Origin of the sequence: Flavobacterium sp. SH_e (genome assembly GCF_025717045.1) — a bacterium.
Classification (GTDB): Bacteria; Bacteroidota; Bacteroidia; order Flavobacteriales; family Flavobacteriaceae; genus Flavobacterium.
The window spans coordinates 290,758-312,265 of record NZ_JAOVZN010000003.1 but is presented as its reverse complement, the minus strand read 5'-3'; the positions used below and the strand labels follow the sequence as shown (position 1 = coordinate 312,265).

15 protein-coding genes are annotated in these 21,508 nt (G+C 34.4%); 9 read left to right on the top strand and 6 right to left on the bottom strand.

What is annotated here, in order from left to right; translation table 11 throughout:
• The first annotated feature begins 12 nt into the window (after positions 1–12).
• The 5 genes from OD917_RS06265 to OD917_RS06245 all read left to right on the top strand — a co-directional run bounded on the left by OD917_RS06265 (position 13) and on the right by OD917_RS06245 (position 12,508).
• Positions 13–648: an HAD family hydrolase gene (locus OD917_RS06265; protein ID WP_263522698.1), complete on the top strand. Its 636-nt coding sequence runs from the start codon at positions 13–15 to the stop codon at positions 646–648.
• Between the two features lie 276 nt (positions 649–924).
• A complete protein-coding gene (locus tag OD917_RS06260) occupies positions 925–3,852 on the top strand; it encodes a triple tyrosine motif-containing protein (RefSeq protein WP_263522697.1) in 2,928 nt (975 codons plus the stop codon).
• Positions 3,853–4,070: 218 nt separating this feature from the next.
• Positions 4,071–8,018, top strand: coding sequence for a family 16 glycosylhydrolase (locus tag OD917_RS06255; RefSeq protein WP_263522696.1), 3,948 nt, complete (start codon positions 4,071–4,073; stop codon positions 8,016–8,018).
• Positions 8,019–8,144: 126 nt separating this feature from the next.
• The gene (locus tag OD917_RS06250; protein WP_263522695.1) at positions 8,145–10,799 is read left to right on the top strand and encodes a beta-1,3-glucanase family protein; all 2,655 of its coding nucleotides are present in this window, start codon (positions 8,145–8,147) and stop codon (positions 10,797–10,799) included.
• A gap of 83 nt (positions 10,800–10,882) precedes the next feature.
• Positions 10,883–12,508, top strand: a complete 1,626-nt coding sequence (locus OD917_RS06245; RefSeq protein WP_263522694.1) for a glycosyl hydrolase family 18 protein — start codon at positions 10,883–10,885, stop codon at positions 12,506–12,508.
• Between the two features lie 257 nt (positions 12,509–12,765).
• Here OD917_RS06245 and OD917_RS06240 read toward each other — a convergent pair whose 3' ends face one another.
• A complete protein-coding gene (locus OD917_RS06240; RefSeq protein ID WP_263522693.1) occupies positions 12,766–14,697 on the bottom strand; it encodes a metallophosphoesterase family protein in 1,932 nt (643 codons plus the stop codon).
• 334 nt (positions 14,698–15,031) lie between these two features.
• Between OD917_RS06240 and OD917_RS06235 the strand changes: the two genes are divergently transcribed.
• Positions 15,032–15,400 (top strand): STAS/SEC14 domain-containing protein, encoded by a 369-nt coding sequence (locus tag OD917_RS06235; protein WP_263522692.1) that lies wholly within the window; start codon positions 15,032–15,034, stop codon positions 15,398–15,400.
• A 75-nt stretch (positions 15,401–15,475) separates the two neighbouring features.
• Here the strand turns inward: OD917_RS06235 and OD917_RS06230 are convergent, their stop codons facing one another.
• The 3 genes from OD917_RS06230 to OD917_RS06220 are packed head-to-tail and all read right to left on the bottom strand — an operon-like array spanning position 15,476 to position 16,689.
• Positions 15,476–15,748, bottom strand: coding sequence for a PrgI family protein (locus OD917_RS06230; RefSeq protein WP_263522691.1), 273 nt, complete (start codon positions 15,746–15,748; stop codon positions 15,476–15,478).
• Between the two features lie 24 nt (positions 15,749–15,772).
• Positions 15,773–16,168 (bottom strand): hypothetical protein, encoded by a 396-nt coding sequence (locus OD917_RS06225; protein ID WP_263522690.1) that lies wholly within the window; start codon positions 16,166–16,168, stop codon positions 15,773–15,775.
• Between the two features lie 32 nt (positions 16,169–16,200).
• The gene (locus OD917_RS06220; RefSeq protein WP_263522689.1) at positions 16,201–16,689 is read right to left on the bottom strand and encodes a hypothetical protein; all 489 of its coding nucleotides are present in this window, start codon (positions 16,687–16,689) and stop codon (positions 16,201–16,203) included.
• 231 nt (positions 16,690–16,920) lie between these two features.
• Here OD917_RS06220 and OD917_RS06215 point away from each other — a divergent pair, with 231 nt between their 5' ends.
• Positions 16,921–17,394, top strand: a complete 474-nt coding sequence (locus OD917_RS06215; RefSeq protein ID WP_263522688.1) for a CinA family protein — start codon at positions 16,921–16,923, stop codon at positions 17,392–17,394.
• 47 nt (positions 17,395–17,441) lie between these two features.
• On the opposite strand, the gene OD917_RS06210 is transcribed toward OD917_RS06215, so the two are convergent.
• Positions 17,442–18,356, bottom strand: a complete 915-nt coding sequence (locus OD917_RS06210) for a DsbA family protein (protein ID WP_263522687.1) — start codon at positions 18,354–18,356, stop codon at positions 17,442–17,444.
• Positions 18,357–18,729: 373 nt separating this feature from the next.
• Between OD917_RS06210 and OD917_RS06205 the strand changes: the two genes are divergently transcribed.
• Positions 18,730–19,209, top strand: coding sequence for a TlpA family protein disulfide reductase (locus OD917_RS06205; RefSeq protein WP_263522686.1), 480 nt, complete (start codon positions 18,730–18,732; stop codon positions 19,207–19,209).
• Positions 19,210–19,215: 6 nt separating this feature from the next.
• A complete protein-coding gene (locus OD917_RS06200) occupies positions 19,216–19,830 on the top strand; it encodes a thioredoxin family protein (protein WP_263522685.1) in 615 nt (204 codons plus the stop codon).
• A gap of 179 nt (positions 19,831–20,009) precedes the next feature.
• On the opposite strand, the gene OD917_RS06195 is transcribed toward OD917_RS06200, so the two are convergent.
• On the bottom strand, positions 20,010–21,239 hold the full coding sequence (locus tag OD917_RS06195; protein WP_263522684.1) for a PQQ-dependent sugar dehydrogenase: 1,230 nt from the start codon (positions 21,237–21,239) through the stop codon (positions 20,010–20,012).
• Between the last annotated feature and the right edge of the window lie 269 nt (positions 21,240–21,508).

Below are 21,508 nucleotides of genomic sequence, written 5' to 3'. Positions count from 1 at the left end.
AAATCAATAAAAATGATAAAATGTATAATTTTCGATTGCGATGGAGTTCTAGTCGATACCGAGAAAATCGGTAATGGAATTTTGCTTTCAATGGCACAAGAACACGGATTCGAAATGGAATTGGAAGACGCTTATCGTCATTTTAATGGTCGAAATCTAAAAGATTGTTTTCGGCATATTGAAGAAGCGATCGATCAGAAACTTCCAGAAAATTTTGAAACTGAATATCGCGAAAAGAGTTTTGAAGCTTTTAAAACTCAGGTAAAACCAATGAAAGGTGTTATTGATTTTATCGAAAAATTGACCATTTCATATTGTGTGGCTTCAAGCGGACCTGTGGAGAAAATTCGTTTGAATCTTGAAGTGGCAGGACTGTTGGATCGATTCGAAGATAAAATTTTCAGTTCATATCAAATTGGTAGTTGGAAACCTGAGCCAGGAATATTTCTGCACGCCGCAAAAGAAATGGGATTTGAGGTAAAAGATTGCATTGTTTTAGAAGACAGTAAAGCAGGAGTAAAATCTGGAATTAGCGGTGGATTTAAAGTTTATGGTTTTGCAAATGGTTTCAATAATGATGATTTAAAAGAAGAAGGAGCAGAGCTTTTTAGTTCGTATGAAGAGTTAAGTGAAAAACTTGGAATTTAAAATTTGTTTCATGTTTGTTTTGTTTCAAGTTTTAGGTTAAACCCGACAAAGTTTAATTATCAAATTCTCTCATTAAAAAGCAATTTATTGCATTAAAATAAAATTTTATATATTTGAGTTTCGACATTCTCTTTTTTGCTTTGATAATAATGAATAATTGTTATTAATACATTTAAAAAAAGAATGTTTTTTGTCTAGAAAATGACTTTTCCCAAAGAAGCATTTTCCGGATTGTGATTTTAAAAATCGCAAAACTAACCTACAGACGCAAACAGAATGATGAAATTTAAAATTAGAATTTTACTTCTATTCCTATTATTTTCTCCAATTGTCAATTCTCAAATCAAAAAGATTGGAGTTCCTTTTATAGTCAATTACAGCCCGAAAGCATATAAAGCGGCATCAGAGAATTGGGATGTTTTGCAAGATTCTAAAGGCATGATGTTTTTTGCCAACCATTTTGGAATTATGCAGTTTGATGGCGTGCGCTGGGGAATTGTGACCCAGCCAGAAAACCGAAGTATGGTGCGCTCTATGACAATTGATAAAAACGATAAAATATATGTTGGTGCGCAAGGGGATTTTGGGTTTGTGATTCAGCTTCCAAATGGGCAATATCAATATACTTCTTTGGTAAAATTGCTTCCTAAATCAGCTAGAAATTTTGGTGATGTTTTACATACCATCATTCGAAATAATGAAGTGATTTTTTTTTCTTACGAAAGGATTTTTATTTATAAAAACAATTCAATTAAAGTTATAGATGCTAAAACTTCTTTTGATGATTTTTTCGAAGTGGGAAAAGAAATATATGTTTCAGACAATGAAAAAGGATTATTAAAGCTAAAAGGTGATACCTTAGTTCCAGTTGAAAATAGTCACAAGTTTGTTGGACTGCAGGTGAGAAAGATTTTTCAAACTCAAAACCGACTTTTATTATTAACTCAAAAAAATGGTCTTTTTACTTTCAGTGAAAATCAAATTAAACCATTTGTCACCGAAGTTGATCATTTATTAAAGCAAAGTCAGATTTCGGCGGGAATTGAACTTTCGGATGGTTATATCGGAATTGGAACCCGTCAATCAGGATTGATAGTCATAGATGGTTCAGGACATTTGGTTCAGCATATCGACAAGCAAATGGGACTTCAGAATGAATATGTGACCAATTTTAAAATTGATAAAGAAGGAAATTTGTGGGTGACACTTAAAGGTGGAATTTCGTTAATTCAAATTTCGTCTCCTCTATCAAAAATTATTGATGGAACTAATTCTGAAACCAAAATCTATTGTAGCCAGATTTACCAAAATAAATTATATATCGGCACTGACAATGGTTTGTTTTGGCTTAATTGGGAAGCTTATAAAAGCGGAAAAAGAGAAAACGTTACCTTTCAGCTTGTTTCAGGAATGTCTGAAAATGTTTGGAATGTTGGTGTTTACGGTAATTCGTTATTGGCTTTTGAAAAAAATGGAATATTCGAAATCAAGGGAAATTCCGCGAAAGCGATAGCCAAAATTGACGGCGCCTGGCAAGGAATTCTAGTTCCAAATCATCCTGATTTACTTCTTGTTGGAGGTTATACAGGATTATATCTTTTGAAAAAAATGAACAATTCTTGGGTTTTTCAGCATCGAATAAAAGGTTTTGAGGAAAGCAGTAGAATTATGGAAACCGATAAACAAGGCAACATTTGGATTGCGCACGGTTATAAAGGAATTTATAAACTTAAATTCAACGCGACATTTGATTCGGTTAAGGATATTCAGTTTTACAATGATAAAAATGGTTTTCCATCGAGCTTGTTTTTGAATACTTTTAAGGTTGATAATCAGATTTTGTTTGGAACAACCAAAGGTGTTTACAGGCAAGATGTATCTTCAAAAAAGATGATTCCAGATCCTGTTTTTAAGAAATATCTCGGACTAGAAAATCACATCCGATTATTAAAACCAGACAATCAGGACAATATTTGGTATGTTTCTGGCGAAAATACAGGAAAATTGAGCAAGCAGAAAAATGGAAGTTTTAAAATTGAGGAGCTTCCTTTTCGAAAACTTCGCTATTTGTATGTTCCAGGTTTCGAAAATATTCAAACCACAAAAAGTGGCGATGTCTTTTTTGGAACGCAAGAAGGTTTGATTCATTACAGCGTTATTAAAAACAAGAAATATCAAACGAAATATAAAGCGGTTATTTCAGAAGTAAAATGTATTTTTCCAAAAGATAGTTTGCTGTTTTCCAGCCGCTATGATGTTTTGCCGAATAAGACAGGATCGGTAAGTGATAAATTTTCGACTGTTTTATCGCATTCTAATAATGCGCTTCATTTTTCTTTTGCTTCCCTTTGTTTTGATGATGCCGATGCTACAAAATACGAATATTGGCTAGAAGGTTTTGAACCTACTTGGTCAGATTATAGTCTGCAAACAGAAAAAGAATATACCAATTTGCCTGAAAACGAATATGTTTTTCACGTAAGGGCAAAAAATATTTATGATGTAGTTAGTGAAGAAGCCGTTTTTCGATTTGAAGTTTTACCGCCTTGGTATAGAACTACTTGGGCTTATATTTTGTATTTGATGCTTTTTGGCGTTTTAATTTATACCATTATTAAATATCAAAAAGGAGTCGCAGAACGTGAACGAGAGCAGTTAATTCTTAATCAGGAGAAAGAATTGCTTCGAAATCGTGCGGAATTAAATGAGCAGAAACTGGCTTTAGAACAAGAAAATATGGCGATTGTTCGCGAAAATCTTCAAACTACAATTAACCTTAAAAATGCTAAAGTGGCTTCGAATACGGTCAATTTGATTCATTTAAATGAAATCTTACTTTCGATAAAAGAATTGATTGGACAGATTGATAAGAAAAACGATCCAAATGTAAACTTCAGTCTTCTGACGAAAATTAATAAATTAATCGATCACGAATTGCAGGGAGACAAGCATTGGAACGAATTTGAAGAAATTTTCAATCAATTGCATGATAATTTTATGCAACGATTAAAATCAAGTTATCCAGAATTGACTCCACGCGATATGCGATTGTGTGCTTATTTACGAATGAACTTCAATACAAAGGAAATTGCACCACTTTTAGGAATTTCTGTTCGAGGTGTTGAAGATACTCGATACCGTATTCGCAAAAAATTACAGCTTCCTTCTGATACTAACATTACCGAGTTCATTCTCAATTTTTAGTTTTTGTCTTGTAAATGAAATCCTAAGTAGTTTTACGGTTTTTATGGGCTATTTATTACATTTTTTTAATAGTACCGTAGTCAAACCGTACTCAAAAATGTAAGTCTTGCCTGATTTTTTAGTTAATATTGCGCTGTTATTGTCGGAAAATACAATCTGTTTTTATAAAGTAGCATTTATTCAAGGAATAACATTTACTAACTAAAACCTATTTAAAAATGAAGCAAAATGACTTTTTTTTCGGCCGACCACCGAAAAGCAATTCTTATTTAATTAAACAATTTTGTATTGCAGTTTTATTCTTAATGCTGCCATTTCTTAAAACTCATGCCCAATGTAATACGCTCGTTTGGTCTGATGAATTTAATGGTACAACAGTAGATTTAACCAAATGGCAAAGCATATCAGGAAACGGCTGTCCGTCGCTCTGTGGATTTGGAAATGCTGAGGCACAGCGTTACGACCCAAATCAGGCGACAATCGTAAAAGAAGGCGCAAACAGTTATTTGAACATTCAGGCAAAGTATGAACCGAATGCTTCATTTCCAGATCAGCCGTATGCTTCTTCAAAACTGACAACAGAAGGAAAGTACTCTTTAAAATACGGAAGAATTGAAGCCCGTATGAAGTTATCTAATGGGCAGGGAGCATGGCCAGCTTTTTGGATGCTTCCCGTAAATGGAAACTGGCCGTATACTGGTGAAATTGATATTATGGAAGCCAAACACAGAAATCCGCAATCTGTAGACGGAACTATTCATTATGACGGAAACGGATATCATTTTACAGGAAGAAGCTACAGCTCTCCAACAGATTTATCTTCAGATTTTCACGTTTATGCGGTCGAATGGGGACCAAATATTATCAAATGGTTTGTTGACGATGTTTTATTTCACACCGCAACACCAAATACGACAGTTAATGGCGGATGGCCTTTTAACGATAGTCAGTTCTATATCATTTTAAACCTTGCTGTTGGTAGTGCAGGAACGCCTTACACCAGTGTAAATGGAGCAGGAGTACCGCCAGTTCCTAGTGATTTCCCAGCAAAATTACAAGTCGATTATGTTCGTGTTTACGATGGGAGTTTTAAATATGCGGTAACAGGCGATAACAAAGTCTACCAAAATGAAACTAGTAAAACCTATTCTGTAAATGCAATTGCGGGGGCGACCTACAACTGGACTGTTCCAGCGGGAGCAACAATTGCATCAGGGCAGGGAACAAATTCGATTACCGTAAATTGGGGAACTTCTGGAGGAGATGTTTCTGTAGCTGCAACAGTTTCTGGCTGTAATGTCAATAACTATAAACTGGCGGTTACAACCGAGCCAGCATTGCCAGTTGAAAAAATACATGAAGATTTTCAAAGTAATCGAAATGTATTATATCCTGTAAAAACGGGAGTTTTGACAGAGGCTGTTGCGAATCCTTCTGCTACGGGAATTAACACTTCTGCTTTGGTTGGAAAATATGTTCGAAATTCAAGTGAATTATATGATGTTTTAAACATCAGAAACGTAACCATCACCAATGCGAACGATTACGTTTACGGAAGAAAAAGACTTTCGTTTGATATTTATACTTCGGCGCCGGTTGGAACAAAAATTTCGATGCAGTTAGAAAACAGTAACGTAACTACTGCAACCAATTATCCATCAGGAAGACATAGCGGTTTTAAAGCAACAACGACAGTTCAGAACAAATGGGAAACGATCGAATTTGAGTTTGAAAAAATAATCGATCCTAATACTAGTGCTTTATCAATCAACAATGTGGTTATTCTTTTTGAATCGAATTCTAATTCTGGAGCAACTTATTATTTTGATAATCTGCTGACAAAAGCAGCGCCAGAAAAACCAATTATTGCAACAGATGTTCTGCAAAATTATGATGGCGTAAATAAAATTATAAAAGGAACAACAACTGGAACTTATTCAGTTGTGGCAAATCCTGGAACGAATTCGGTTAACGCTTCCGCGAATGTAGCGAAGTATGTTCGAAATGCATCTGAGCAATATGATGTACTTTTCTTTAATACACAAACTTCAATTGAAGATGCTGGTTTATTTAAAAATCAGACCAATAAAATCATGATCGATGTGTATACAACGGCGCCAATTGGTACGGTTGTAAGCATGAATTTTGAAAACAGTGCAACATCGCTTCCAGCTAATTATCCGACAGGAAGAAATAGTAATTATGTAGCCATTACAACCAAACAAAATCAATGGGAAACATTGACTTTTTACTACAATTCAAGTCCAGATGCGGGAACTTCAAATTTAGCAGTAAATCAAATGGTTTTATTGTTTAATTCAGGTTCTTACACAAGCGATACGTATTATTTTGATAATATTAGAATAGGTTCTACTAAACTTCCAGACACTTTCACGCAAGGTGTAGTATATGAAGATTACCAAACGATTCACAATATTACTTTTAGAGATGCTATTGGGACTTACACACCAAATACAGCAAATCCAAATGCAAGCGGAATCAATACTTCTTCAAACGTTGGAAAATACGTTCGTAAATCGACTGAATTGTATGATAATTTTTCATTCAATACCACATTAACCAATATTGGAGATTTCAAAGGCGGAGTTAAAAAGTTTGCGATGGACGTTTATACTTCAGCACCAGTTGGATCAATTATTTCTTGGCAGGCAGAAAGTAGCGCTTCGGTTCCAGCGAATTATCCTGTTGGAAGACATAGTATTTATCAAGGAGTTGTAAAACAATCAAATGCTTGGCATACAGTAACTTTTACGTATGTAAGTTCGCCAGACGCTTCCACTTTAGACAGCGAAGTAAATCGTTTTGTTTTCTTATTTGAGCCTGGTACAAGTTCTGGAAACACCTATTATTTTGACAATCTGAGAGCTTTAAATTTAGTTTCTACAGAAAATCCAAGCACTTTGCCAGCGCCTTGGACAAGTACCGATTTAGGTGCTGTAACTCCTGCGGGAGAAGCTACGCATGCTAGCGGAACATTTACGATTAAAGGTGCAGGAAATGACATTTGGGAAACAAGCGATCAATTTCAATTTGTAAATCAGCCAATAACTGGAGATGCTGAGATTATTGCTAAAGTAAATTCGTTAACTAATACCAACACTTATGCAAAAGCAGGAGTAATGTTTCGAGAAACACTTACACCAACTTCCAAACACGCCATGACAGACGCAAGTGCTGCAGCTGGAATTGAGTTTTTGACTCGCGACACAACCTCGGGAGTAACAACTGCTGAAATTGCAACAGGAGCTGCTCCAAAATGGATTCGTTTAGTAAGATCTGGAAATGTATTTACTTCATATTCTTCAGATAACGGAACAACATGGACACAAATTGGAACACCAAGAACAATTTCAATGGCTAGTACAATTTATGTTGGAATGGCAGTTACTTCACACGCTAATGGAACTTTAACAACTGGAGTTTTTAGCGATGTAACAGTTCGAAATATCACTCCAAATCCGAATGTGAATTTAGCTTTAGCTAAAACAGCGACAGCTTCTACAGAAGAAAATGCAACTTTTACAGCAAATAAAGCAACAGACGGAGATGCAGGTACAAGATGGGCGAGTTCTTTTGCCAATGCGACTGAATGGATTTATGTGGATTTAGGAAGTAATTACAATATCAACAGAGTTGTTTTAAAATGGGAAGCAGCTTATGCAACTCAGTATAAAGTACAACTTTCAACTGACAATGTTTTTACAGAAAATGAAACCATCAATACACAAACGGCAAGCGATGGAGGAACAGATGATTTAGCGGTAAGCGGAACAGGAAGATATCTTCGTATTTTATGTACAGCAAAAGCTTTGGCTCCTTACGGATATTCATTATATGAAATAGAAGCTTATGGTTCTGCTTCGACAGCTAGAATGGCTTTGAGTGTTGAGGAAGAACTTCCAGCAGAAGAAACTGTTTTTGCAGTGTATCCGAACCCGACAACTAATTATGTTCAAGTTTCATCTCCTGAAAACTTAGACAATAAAGTCATTACGATTTATGACAATACTGGAAATTTGATTTTGCAAAATAGACCTCAAGGAAATGAAAGTGTAATTGACGTGAGTAAACTTCGCAGAGGGATCTACATTTTAAACTTCAAATCAGACCAAAAAAGCTGGACAAAAAAGCTGATTAAGAAATAATTTTTTAAATCTGTTGGGTGCAATTCAAGGAGGGCATACCAGTTGCACCTGGCAGATTTATTTAGCCATTTATTTGAAAATGGCTTTGGTTTAAATCTATTTACGTAACCCCAAAATTATTTAGATATGAATAAAATTAGACTTCAAAGATTTTCTTTTTTGATAACACTTTTTTTAGTGTTTTCAAGCCTGATACATGCTCAAGGGCCTGTACCATTTACAATTAGTAATAATTCAACGTTTGCTGACAGCGAATTGTATGTAGCAATTGTCGGTATCGATTATACGACTGGAAATCACGTTTGGGTCAATGCCCAAACTAGTCAGGTTTTACCAATGAACGCTTCTTACAATACGGTTACTGGACCAACTTACGGAGGAAACACAGGACCGGGACAAAATTCTAAATATGCATCTTGTTTTACTAAGTTGAGTGATATTCCAAATAAAACTTTTACACTGCCATTAATTGCAGGATGCCGAGTTTTTATTTCTAAAGGATCACAATTGTACTTTTACTTTTTTGGTGCTAGTGGAGCGCCTTCTGGATATGCATCGCCAAATCCGCAGAACGCAACAGATCCGAATCAAGGAATTTTGTATGAAATGATTGAATTGACCAATAATCAATATGGTTTCTTCGGAAATCCGACAAGAGTTGATTCATACAAATATCCAATGGGATTGGAATTGTTTGGAGCTAACGGTTATCAAAAGAAAGTGGGTGATTTGAAAAAACATGCTGATATCGTTGCCGCTTTTAAAGCGAATGTTCCAGCAGAATTTCAAGGTTGTGTGAATGATGCAACAGGAGAAATTACTGCACCTTCTAAAACGGCTGCTTACGCTGAAGGATCGGGACAATACGCAAATTATTTAAAATCATATATTGATGCAATTTGGAACAAATACAAAAATGAAGATTTGATCTTTTACGCAGGAGATGCAGGAGTATTCAAAGGAAGAGTTATTGGAGAACAACTAGAAATGGTTGGACAATCTGGCGCTTTTGTTGGAAGAACAGGACGCGTTCAAAATAGGCCAACAACCCAAGAAGCTCTTGAAGGAAAAGGAGTTTTGGACAGAAGATTGGTTGACGGAGATTTAGATCTTGTAATTCAATCGCAATTGACGGCCGCAATTAACCGTCATGTTGTAAATACTACAACGGCAAATCCAGGTCAGCAGAATTGGTATGATGCATCGAAATATTATCAAACAAACCCAACAAATCATTATTCTAAATTCTGGCATTTACCAGGAATCAATATCGATAATTTAGCTTACGGATTTGCTTATGATGATGTTGCCGATCAATCGCCATCGCTTCATTCGCCACAGCCAACCAAAGTTATCGCGACATTTGGAGGTTATTACGGACTTACTACACCTTCAGTTCCAGCTTCAACAGATGTTATTACAGTTTACAAAGATTGCAACTACACAGGCTTCTCTGGCGGATTAACAATTGGAGATTATAATCTGGCTCGTTTAAATTCTTTGGGAGTTTTAAATGATGATATTTCTTCACTTAAAATAACTCAAGGTTATCAGGCAATTTTATATCAAGACGATAATTTTGGAGGTGCTTCAACCGTAATCAATTCTGATAATTCTTGTTTGAACACAACTTGGAACGATAAAGTAAGTTCGATTAGAGTTATTGCAAACGGAACTACTACTTTAGGAAACCAGACATTCTTTCTTCAAAACAGAAATAGCGGTTTGTATATGGATGTTTGGAATTCAAGCATGTCAAACGGAGCAGGAATTAATCAAGGTGCTTTAAATTCTGGAAACAATCAGAAATTTACTTTTACGCATTTAGGAGACGGTATGTATAAAATCATTGCCAACCACAGCGGAATGTCAATGGACATCAATAACTTCAATAAAGCTAATGGAGCAAGAGTAGAACAATATCCATACAATGCAACGACAAATCAGCAGTTTATTTTGGTTTCAACTGGCGATGGCTATTATAAAATTGTTGCCCGTCACAGCGGAAGAATTGTTGAAGTTGCAGGAGCAAGTACAGCATCGGGAGCAATTGTGCAGCAATGGGATAACAATAATCAGACTTGCGGACAGTGGAAATTAGTTCCAGCAACAAGTTCTCAAACTTCAGTTTTAATTCAGGCAGAAGATTATTCAGCAATGAGCGGGATTCAAGTTGAAGCAACTACAGATACTGGCGGAGGTTCAAACGTAGGTTACACAGAGACAGGTGACTGGTTAGCATATAATAGCATCAATTTCCCAACGACAGGTTCTTATTTAATCGAATATCGAGTTGCAAGTGCTGTTACTGGCGGAAGATTATCATCTGATTTGAATGCAGGAGCGATTCTTTTAGGAAATGTTGATATTCCAAATACTGGAGGATGGCAAAACTGGCAAACCGTTTCGCAGACTGTAAACGTAAATGCAGGAACGTATAATTTCGGAATCTACATTCAGAATACAGGAATGAACATCAACTGGATTAAAATTACAAAAGTAGCAGGAACAGCTAGAATGGCTGCAACTGAAACCTTAGTAGAACAAGAACCAGTTGCAACTGAACTAAATATTTATCCAAGCCCAGCAGAAAATACTCTTTTTGTGACAACATCTGTAAGCGGAGAAAAAGTGAGTATTATAGATCAGACAGGAACGCTAGTTTCTGAGCAAAAAATCAATAATAATGCTATTGATGTTTCACGTCTTAGAACAGGAATCTACTTTGTTGTTTTCCATAAAGATGGTGCAAAAACGGTTAAACGTTTTATTAAAAAATAATTTTAGAATGCAGGTTTTAGATTAAAATCTGAAACCTGCAATTTTTCAATATCCCCATAATTTACAAATTAAAACAAATCACTATGAAAGACAATTACAAAAGAATGTCGGCAAAATGGATTCTTATTTTAGCATTGGGTGTTTTTAATTTTTCTGTAGCCCAAAAAAAGGTAATCGCATATATTCCAAATTGGATTGATTTAAATGCTTTTTCAAGCACTATTCAGTATAGTAAATTAACGCACATTAATATTGCTTTCGAAAATCCCGATGCCAGTGGATATTTGAGTTTTAATTCAGGAAGCAATACGATCATCAATGCAGCACATGCGCAGAATGTAAAAGTTTTTGTTTCCCTTGGAGGAGGTTCAGTTTCAGAAGGAGGAGCAATTCGTGACAATTATTTTAATCTGATAACTCCAGCAAATAGAACCGCTTTCATTCAAAAAATATACGATTATGTTGTTGCTCACAATTTTGATGGAGTCGATGTAGATTTAGAAGGGCCAGCAATTAATGGTGATTACGGAGGATTTGTGATTGCTTTAGCGAATAAACTGCATGCCAATGGCAAATTGATTTCAGCAGCGCTTTCAGAAGGATATGGTGGTGCAAATGTACCTTCATCTACTTTTGCAGCATACGACTGGATCAATATTATGGCTTATGATGCAACAGGTCCTTGGGCGCCAAACAATCCGGGACAGCATTCTCCTTATAGCATGGCAGTAAATCAGTTTAATTATTGGACAGGAAGAGGATTGCCTGCAAGTAAAGCCGTAATTGGACTTCCGTTTTACGGATATGGTTTTGGAGCTTCTGCTAACCAAGGAATTTCTTATGCCAATATTGTAGCACAATATCCAGGCGCTGAAAATTTAGATCAAGTTGGAAACACCATTTATTACAACGGAATTCCGACGATCAAACAAAAAACAACTTTTGCGATTCAAAATGCGGCTGGTGTAATGATTTGGGAATTGTCTCAAGATGCAACAGGCTCAAAATCTTTGCTAACGGCAATTAATCAGGTTATTACAGGAAGCAATCCTCCAGCAACTGGAACTTTAATTCAAGCAGAAAATTACAATACTATGAGCGGTGTTCAAACCGAAGCAACAACAGATACTGGCGGTGGATTAAATGTTGGATATTGTGATACAGGCGATTGGATGGCTTATTATAATATTAATTTCCCAACTTCTGGTTCTTACCAAATTGAATATCGTGTCTCAAGTGCAGTTACAGGCGGAAGATTATCATCTGATTTAAATGCAGGAACTATTCAGCTTGGTGCTATAAATGTTCCAAATACTGGTGGATGGCAAAACTGGCAGACGATTACTCAAACTGTGAACGTAAATGCTGGAACGTATAATTTCGGAATCTATGTTCAAAATACTGGTTTTAATATCAACTGGTTTAGAATAACAAAATCGGGTTCAACTGCAAGATCAGCTGCGCCGACTACTGAACAATCTATTGCCAGTTTAGAAATTTATCCAAATCCAACAGAAAGCGAAATCTTTTTCAGTACCGAAGTTTCTGGCGGAAATGTAAATATTATTAATACTGAAGGTGGAGCAACTGTTTCCTCTCAAACCGTAAATAATAATAGTGTAGACGTTTCTACTTTAAAAACGGGCGTTTACTTGATTTCAGTTGAAAAAAACGGAATCAAAACGGTAAGACGTTTTATTAAAAAATAATCATAACCCATTTGCCATAATGGTTTTAGATACATTAAATTTTAGGTTTTAATGTGATAAAGGCTGTCAGAAATGATGGCTTTTTTTTTACCGCAAAGAGCGCTAAGGTTTACGCAAAGCACGCTAAGTTTTTTTGAGCTAAATTTTTATAAAATGAAAAGTTCGCAAAGTTTTATCCATATAGCTTTGCGAACTTTGCGTTTTTAAGCGTATTCAAATAATAAAAACTTTGCGTTCTTTGCGGTTAAATTACAAAGTTATTTCAAACTCTTAATCTCCCCATTTTTCAAATCAACTGTGAAATGATCAGCTGGAACTTCGTGCATGAATTTATTGAAAATGATAAGAAATAATTTCATTTGTTTTTGCATCGGATTATCTTTCGAAAGATCAGCTTTAGAACCTTGTAAAAATAAATTAGATAAAACTTTATATTCTTTTGCTCTTTGAGTTCCAATATCAACCAAAGCCAATTCGTCTGCGCTTCTGAAACGATAAAAATCTACTAAAAGATCGTATCCCGTCCAATTAAAATTATCTTTTTTCAAATTGTTTAGAGTTAAAGCTTTCTCAGATTTCGCTTCAGCTTCATTCCATTCTTTTTGAAACTGTTCTTTATTTTTTAGGATAAAATCAAAATCCTTATCCGATTGTATATTGGCTAAAACCAATAAATCTTTCGCAGAAACATTCAATATAAAAGCTTTGAAAGCAGAAGGCCAATCGTCTTTTAAGAAACGAAGCCGAACTAATTCTTTCAAATGAAAATCGGTAAAATCGTGATAGTTTTTTGTTTTTAAAATATCAATATTCCAAATATCTTGCGTTTTCTGACTTTCCAAAAATTGATATTCCATTTTATACAAATCGAAAAGTTCGTTATATCTCGGAACGTCATCGATAGTAATGGTTTGAATATCGATAATATTATCTTTCTTGAAAGTCAATAATTTATAAGCAGGAATATAAGCCGCAAGCGATGGCGTCTGAATATTAACCAAAGTATTTCCTTTTGCAGAAGTTCTCACACCCGTATCGTTAATATGCATATGACCTCCAAAATGAATCTTCAATCCCGCATCTGCAAAAACCTGTGCCACTTCTTCTACAGGAACGCGGTTCAACTGCCATTTGTTTGGGCCAAGAAGTTCTTTTATTTCCGCGGAAGCGTCATCATTAAAATCAATCATAGGAAAATGACTGAAAGCGATTAAAGTTTTTCTTTGTTTTTTGGCTTGAACCGAAATAGTTTCAACCCATTTTATAAGATGTTTTTTGTTCGAAAGCACATTGTTATAACCTGTACTTGCTTCGCTGTAATTTTTAGAATCTTTTTCAGTAGAAGCATTTTTCTTTGGTATATAAACATTTCCGTCGATTGCCATTAGCCAAAGTCCATCGATTGGTTCTACAACATAACTAACATCTGGAACTTCATAACTTGGCGCTACTTCATATACACGATTTTCTAGTTTAGCGCTTTCTAAAGCTTTTTCGAATGTATAATTTTCATCTGTATAGGAAGAAAATGGAGTTGCCCAAAATTTGTATTTTTTGTTGGGATGAAAGCCAAAATTCTGAAGTTGGTCTGTAATTCCTAAATAACCCATTTTAGCAATATCGGCGGTAACAACTACGGGCTGTTCGATGTTTAAATTTGGCTTATAAAGACCTTCTTTGCTATAAATGGGTTGACTTTTGCCTTCTTTTCCTAAGAAATCTTCCTTTCCAGATTCTTGAGCAAAAGGCCCAACTGGATCATGATTTCCTGTTGTGATGAAAAATTCTATTCCGTATTTTTTACTATATTGATCTAATATTTTGGCTAATCCGAGAACGTGAATTGGCTGTCCGTCATCTGTGTAATCTCCCGGAAGCGCTACATATTTGATTTTTCGCTTTGCGATATCTTCTAAAGCAGCTATAAATGCAAAATAATTTTCATTGAAAATTCGAGTGGAATGAAGCTGCGATGACATAGTACGCACCAAAGCATATTCTCCTGTTTTTGGATTTAAAACTCCTTTATAATCTGAATCTGAAAATCTGCCGAATAAGTCTTGCAAATGGATGTCAGATAAAAATGCGATTTGTGTTCCGTTTAGGTTTTTGATTTTTTGTGCGGAAATAGTAGAATTGAAAAATGCAAAAAACGTTAACAGGTATAATATTGTGAATCTTGAATACATAGGTTTTTAACTTTAATAAATTTGGGGTTTATTAGAAGTTTCGGAACTTTTAATTGAATGCAATTTTATTGATTTAAAGTGGAAATAACTTTATTATAGTGTTATTTAATGATAATATTTTGATCCTCTTTAACACGAATCCCTATTTAAGTATTCGATATAAACCTTTGTCACTTTGCTACTTTGAAACTTTGTCTCTTAAAAAAATATAATAAACGAATAGTTAAATGTAAATTCTATGTCACTGATAATAAGTATATTTGAGATATAATTGAGTATTTTATAAAGTGCTCTGACAAAACTCATTTAAGTAACTCAAAAAAGTATAAAAATCATGATACATCAAATAGATACTACCGATAATATTGTAGCCTTTAGAGCGTTGGCAGAAGTAACAAAGGACGATTTTTTGACAACAGTAATTCCAGCCGTTGAGCATTTGGTAAAACAAACAAATGAGATTAATTTTTTATTGGTTTTAGATACCGATATTCAGAATTTTACCGCGGGTGCTTGGCTTCAAGATGGGCTTTTGGGACTTAAACATTTAGGAAAGTGGAATAGAGCTGCAATTGTAACGGATACAGATGAAATAATCTCTTTCACAAACGGATTTAGTTACATTGTTCCAGGGGAATTTCGTGGTTATAAAAAAATAGACTTTAATAAAGCTTTAAATTGGGTTGAAGGAAATATTTCTTAAACTCAGATTTTAATATAAAAAAGGAGTACTTTCTAAAAGAAAGTGCTCCTTTTTTTATGAGATAAAAAAAAACGATTAATGATTGTATTCGATACCGCTACTTGTCTGGGCATCTATTTTTTCTTTGCTAACTTGATTGTATTTTTTATAACAAGCCGATGCTAAAATTGGTAAAGCAAGACTTCCTACAACAGCACTTGCTTTTTTGTGTCCTGTTTTTTTCAAAACTGCTGATGTTAAAAGAACACCAACCCCAGCACATACCATTTGTTTTACAGAAAGATTCAGCGGCTTTTTTTCAGGTGTGATTCCGTGTAATAATGGGTCTATGAAATTTAAGTTCTCCATAATGTTAATTTATTTTAGTTATACTTATTTAATTGTTTCATTATCTGTTTCGCTTTCAATTTTTTCGATTTCGACTTTTTCTTTTTTAATAGTTTGACGAAGCAAAGCAAAAAGACTCATATAAACATTTGCCATAAAAACCAGAGAAAACCCTGCCAAAATATAGCCTCGCCAATCATTTAACAAAAGTTTATAATCACAGATAATCAAAAAAGCGATTGTGACATAGTGACTAAAGCAATACTCGCACGTAAGAAGATAAAAGAACTTTCTTGACAAGATATACCTGTCATTTTTAGAATGTCTGACACACCATTCATGAGGTTCTCTAAAAATCTCTTCGTGCGTGACAGTCCAGCTTATACAAGCGATTGGAATTGCTAATACAAAAAGCCAGACAATTTGCGTTCCTATAGTCATAAACTAATGCTTTACAATTTACGAAAATTTCGTTATTCTCTCGGATGGTTTTCTGGATAATGTTCCGCATCAAAATCATCTAACTCTTCATCTTGATCGTGATCAGAATCCTTTTCCACATCATCTTCATAATCTAAATCAGGATGGTGTTCTTCATTCACATCATCTTGAGTGTCGTTGTTGGTAATGGCATCATCTTCATTGATAATTCGCTCTTGATTCGGAATATTTTCTGATCGAATATTAGTATTTGGTTCAAAATCACCTTGCGGATGTTTTGGATCTTCGATAAACTCCTCCTGATATTGATACGGATCTTCATCTCGTGCATAATTGTCGTTATCAATAAGAGTATTTTGTTCGTAATAATCAGGATCGCTTTCTCCAAATTCCCGATTGTCATGTTTTTTTAACACTTGTTTGAACTGATCTTCATTGGTATAAGTACCATCAGCAAGAGTGTTTTGATCTATATAATCAGGGTCAAACTGACCATAATCATGGTTGTGTTGCTTTTCCATAATACTGTTTTTAAGATTATTATTTTTCTTGGGATCTATAATTTCCTGTATATCGCATTTTACAAATTTACCATGCAATCACGAGCTTATCCTTACAAAAAAAAACATGATAGTTGTATAATTAACAGTTACTTATAATGTAATTATTGTAAGAAATTATATAAAGTTAGTCATTGAAAAGAATCTACATTTGATTGTAAAATAAATGTGCAATTAAATCTTAAAAACATTATGGCATCTGATAAAGTTACTCAATGCTGCCAAGCCTTAATAGAAAAAAACTTGACAATATCATTTGCAGAAAGTGCTTCTGCTGGAAAAATGTGTTATGAATTTTCGACGGTATTCAATTCCGGAAGAATTTTGATTGGTGGAATAATTTGTTATCATTCCTCTATGAAAGAAGATTTACTTCAAATTCCGTGGGGAACTATCGAAAAATACAGTGCAGAATCGGCTGAAGTTACCAAATTAATGGCGCAGAATTTTTACCGGTATATAAACTCTGATATTTGCGTTGGTATAACGGGATTAACAACTCCAGGAGGAAGTGAAAGTTCTTCAAAACCAGTTGGGACAATTTTCATCCATATCGTTTTTTCAGATAAAGAAATAGCTAAACGTTATGAATTTAAAGGAAATCCTGAAAATATAATCAATCAAGCAATTGATGTTGTTGCTGATTTGATTTTGAAGGAGATTTAGAATAATTGAAAAACCGCAAAAAATTGCTTCTACGGTTTTCCATTAGATTACTTTTTAATATAAAGTGAACCATTCTTTATTGTCTTTTTATCTAATAGACCTTGCTGATATAATTTCTCTAAAATAGCTTTTGCTTCAGAAGTCGATTTATCTAAAATAACACCATATTCTTTTGGAGCTAATGTTGGGAAAATCTCAAACAAATCTAACGTATTTTCATTTTTAAATTTCTTCTTTTTTGCTTTTGGAAATAGCTTTAATAAAGCATTTTCATAAGCAGCATAAGGTTTAGAACCATAAACAGTTAATTGATTATTATCTGCATTGGCTAAAAATAAAGTTGGGAAACCTCGTACGCCAAGAGTTTTTCCTAGATTTAAATCTTCTTGAAAAAGTTCTTCGGCATCATCGTAATCTGTTTTTAGTTTCTGAACATCCAAACCTGCGATTTTTGCAGCTTCTGCTATATTTTCCCATTTTGCAATATTCTTTTTATCTAGATAAAGCTTTTCGCGAAGAATACGCATAAAATAAATCGCTTTTTCCTTGCTTTGCATTTGAGCCGCTTTCATCGCAATGCAAGAAGGATAAGAAGAATCTAACGGATCTTCAATCCAAACATTCCCGTCAATTGGCATTTCATAATATAAACTGACTTCGTCCCAATGATGTGCAACATCAGAAGGTTTGCTTATTCCACCACTGTTATAGCTCCAATCAGGCAATAATCCGCCCATTCGGTAATCAATTTCAAAATAATCTCCATATTCTAATTTTAATTTTCTAAGCTGAGGTTCAATTCCCCAGCAAGAAGAGCAAATTGGATCAGTATAGTAAATTATTTTTACAGGTTTATTTTCTGTTGGAATACTTGTTTTTTCATTCGATTTTTCGCCAACAGGCATTTCACACATTCCACTTATAGGATCACACAATAGCGGATTCGTTTTGTCTTCACTCATTTTAGAATTCGTTTGTGATTGGCAGCTTGAACTGCAAATCAAGATTAATAGTAGCGACAGTATTTTCATAATTTTTTAAAATGTACTCTCGAGTTTTGAATTTACTGCAAAGTTGGGATGAATATCATTGCTAGTCAATTAGTCAAAAAAATGTGACTTAGAAAAAACATCCTAATCTTGATAACTGCCTTTGCAAAAAGTGAGATTCATTATAAGTGATTGCAAGCTTTAATTAATTGTTTATTTTTTACTTCGTAAAAATCGAAGCCAAAGATGTTCCTTTAAAACACTCATTAAATTTTCATTAACAAAATCTAATTCAGCATTAGTTTATATTTGTAGGAAACAAATTAATTTTAAGATCAGAAGGTCTATGAAAAATAAATTCTTAAAAATCTCCTTTCTTCTATTTCTGCTTTTTTCTATAAAAGGATATAATCAGAACGTTAAGCTTTTAAATATAAATCAGCTTAATGAAAGAATTAAAAACGGAAAAGACAGCACTTATGTAGTCAATTTTTGGGCAACTTGGTGCGCGCCGTGTATAAAAGAATTACCACATTTTGAGAAATTGGGAGCTGAACATAAATCAGAAAAAGTAGCTGTTTTATTAGTAAGCTTAGATTTTAAATCGAAATTGGAATCGAATGTAATTCCATTTGTAAAGAGGAAAAACTTAAAGAATGAAGTTTTTCTTTTAAACGAAAGTAATCCACAAGAGTTTATCGATCGAATTGATCCAAGCTGGTCAGGAAGTATTCCGGCAACGCTTTTCATTAAAAACGGTAAAAGAAAATTTGTTGAAAGCGAATTTACCTATGAACAATTATTAACTGAATATAAAAAACTGTAAACCATTATGAAGAAAATAATCTTATTACTAGCATTAGCATTTTCTGCTTTTCTATCTCACGCACAAAATGCTGTAACACTTAAAGCGGGCGATGCAGCTCCAGATTTCAAACTGAAAAATGTTGACAATAAAGAAGTTTCTTTTGGAACTTTTAAAGATGCAAAAGGCTATATTGTTGTTTTTACTTGTAATACTTGTCCATACGCAATTGGTTACGAGCAAAGAATTATCGATTTAGATAAAAAATTCAGACCACAAGGATATCCAGTAATTGCTATTAATCCAAATGATCCTGAAGCTTCAAATGCAGATACATTTGCAAAAATGCAAGATTTAGCAAAAGACAAAAAATATCCTTTCCCATATTTATTTGATCCAGGGCAAAAAATTACTGATGAATATGGTGCAAAACGTACACCTCATATTTTCATAGTTTCTAAAACTTCAAAAGGAAATGTTGTAGAATATGTTGGAGCAATCGATAATGATCCAGAAGGGAATAATCCTGAGAAAGTAAAATATGCAGAAGATGTAATCGCGTCTTTAAAAAGTGGTCAAAAACCAGCAATTACGCAAACTAAAGAAATTGGCTGTACAGTAAAAAGAAAAGCAAAAGCTTAAGTTTTTTGTTTCAAGTTTCAAGTTTCAAGTTTCAAGTTTCATGTTTCATGTTTCATGTTTTATTCCGTTGCGCTTAACTTGGAACTTGAAACTTGAAACTTGAAACAAAAAAATCATAAAACACGAAACGCCCCTTAATAAGGGGCGTTTTTGGCATGTATAGTGAACAAGTTTACTTTCTATTTTTTATCAATTTTGTAAAGTCTTCCTTGATCGGTAACGGCGTATAATGCTTCATCTTTTCCTTGTGTAATATCTCTAAATCTTTGTCCTTGTCCGGCCAATAATCTTTCTTCTCCAGCGACTTTATTGTCTTTAAAAGCTAAACGTACAATATGTGTGCCACTTAATGAACCTATGAATAGATTATTTTGCCATTCTGGAATACGGTTTCCAGCGTAGAAAGTCATGCCGCTTGGAGAAACTACAGGATCCCAGTAATAAACGGGCTGTTCCATTCCTGTTAGCTGTGTAATTCCTTCTCCAATTTTTTCTCCGCTATATTCAATTCCATAAGTAATTGTTGGCCAGCCATAATTTGCCCCAGCTTTAATTCTATTAATTTCGTCGCCGCCTCTTGGACCGTGTTCGCTTTGCCATAATTCGCCTGTTGTTGGATGAATAGCCAAGCCTTGAGGATTTCTATGACCAATAGTGTAAAGCTCTGGTAAAGCTCCGGTTTGTGTAAAAGACGGATTTCCTGTTGCGGCTTGTCCGTTAGTTGTAATACGGACAATTTTACCCAAACTACTCGTAACTGATTGAGCCAGTGGACGTGTTTGTAAAACAGATCTTTCACCAATGCTTACAAATAGATTTCCAGTTTTGTCAAATAGTACTCGGCCTCCATAATGTAGTGTGCTGGCATTTGGTGTATTCGAACGATAAATAACTGTTACATTTTCAACTGCGGTTTCATTGTCCGATATTTTTCCTTTCGCTACAGCGGTAATATTTCCACCAGCTACGATTTCAGAAAATACCCAATAAATCATTCGGTTTGTGGCAAATTCAGGATCCAAGCATATTCCTAGTAATCCACCTTGATCTGCGGGATTAACAGTAGGTACACCAGTTAAAGCATTACCAATAACTCCAGCTTGAGTAACAATTCGAATGTTGCCTGCTTTTTCAGTAACTAAAAGGCGCCCGTCAGGAAGATAAGCAACTCCCCAAGGTGCACTTAAACCGCTGGTAATTACTTTAGCTTCATATTCTGTTGTGGTTTGAATACTTCCTGCACGTGTCTGTCCAGAAAATGCTGGCTGATAAGTTGTATTGGCTGTGCCAGTTTCTACAGGCGGTCCTGTTGGTCCTGGATCGGTGTCTCCGTCAGTATTGTCATTATTCGAACAGCTGCCTAAAACAAGGATTCCGACAAGAAGAAAAATACTTTTTTGAATTATCATAATGCTTTCATTTTAATGGTTAAAAAATAAATTATGCATTATCGAACATTTCGAAAGAGAAGATCGTTTTTAAGAGATTCCTTAGTAATGAAATGGTCAGTTTCAAAAGAAAATCTTTTATATTTTCAATTAAGAATGCCTAAATGCTTTAAGCGAAGCAAAAGAATTTCAAAACAAAAGAAATTAAACTTCTTAAGGAAAAGCATTTAGTGGGACATGCTTAATTGAAACGGGAATTTGTGAGAGATTATTGTCAATAATAATTAGAT

Excerpts from the sequence above, each read along its gene's own strand:
- OD917_RS06265 (WP_263522698.1), top strand. The coding sequence starts at position 13 with ATGATAAAATGTATAATTTTCGATTGCGATGGAGTTCTAGTCGATACC.
- OD917_RS06260 (WP_263522697.1), top strand. The coding sequence starts at position 925 with ATGATGAAATTTAAAATTAGAATTTTACTTCTATTCCTATTATTTTCT.
- OD917_RS06255 (WP_263522696.1), top strand. The coding sequence starts at position 4,071 with ATGAAGCAAAATGACTTTTTTTTCGGCCGACCACCGAAAAGCAATTCT.
- OD917_RS06250 (WP_263522695.1), top strand. The coding sequence starts at position 8,145 with ATGAATAAAATTAGACTTCAAAGATTTTCTTTTTTGATAACACTTTTT.
- OD917_RS06245 (WP_263522694.1), top strand. The coding sequence starts at position 10,883 with ATGAAAGACAATTACAAAAGAATGTCGGCAAAATGGATTCTTATTTTA.
- OD917_RS06240 (WP_263522693.1), bottom strand. The coding sequence starts at position 14,697 with ATGTATTCAAGATTCACAATATTATACCTGTTAACGTTTTTTGCATTT.
- OD917_RS06235 (WP_263522692.1), top strand. The coding sequence starts at position 15,032 with ATGATACATCAAATAGATACTACCGATAATATTGTAGCCTTTAGAGCG.
- OD917_RS06230 (WP_263522691.1), bottom strand. The coding sequence starts at position 15,748 with ATGGAGAACTTAAATTTCATAGACCCATTATTACACGGAATCACACCT.
- OD917_RS06225 (WP_263522690.1), bottom strand. The coding sequence starts at position 16,168 with ATGACTATAGGAACGCAAATTGTCTGGCTTTTTGTATTAGCAATTCCA.
- OD917_RS06220 (WP_263522689.1), bottom strand. The coding sequence starts at position 16,689 with ATGGAAAAGCAACACAACCATGATTATGGTCAGTTTGACCCTGATTAT.
- OD917_RS06215 (WP_263522688.1), top strand. The coding sequence starts at position 16,921 with ATGGCATCTGATAAAGTTACTCAATGCTGCCAAGCCTTAATAGAAAAA.
- OD917_RS06210 (WP_263522687.1), bottom strand. The coding sequence starts at position 18,356 with ATGAGTGAAGACAAAACGAATCCGCTATTGTGTGATCCTATAAGTGGA.
- OD917_RS06205 (WP_263522686.1), top strand. The coding sequence starts at position 18,730 with ATGAAAAATAAATTCTTAAAAATCTCCTTTCTTCTATTTCTGCTTTTT.
- OD917_RS06200 (WP_263522685.1), top strand. The coding sequence starts at position 19,216 with ATGAAGAAAATAATCTTATTACTAGCATTAGCATTTTCTGCTTTTCTA.
- OD917_RS06195 (WP_263522684.1), bottom strand. The coding sequence starts at position 21,239 with ATGATAATTCAAAAAAGTATTTTTCTTCTTGTCGGAATCCTTGTTTTA.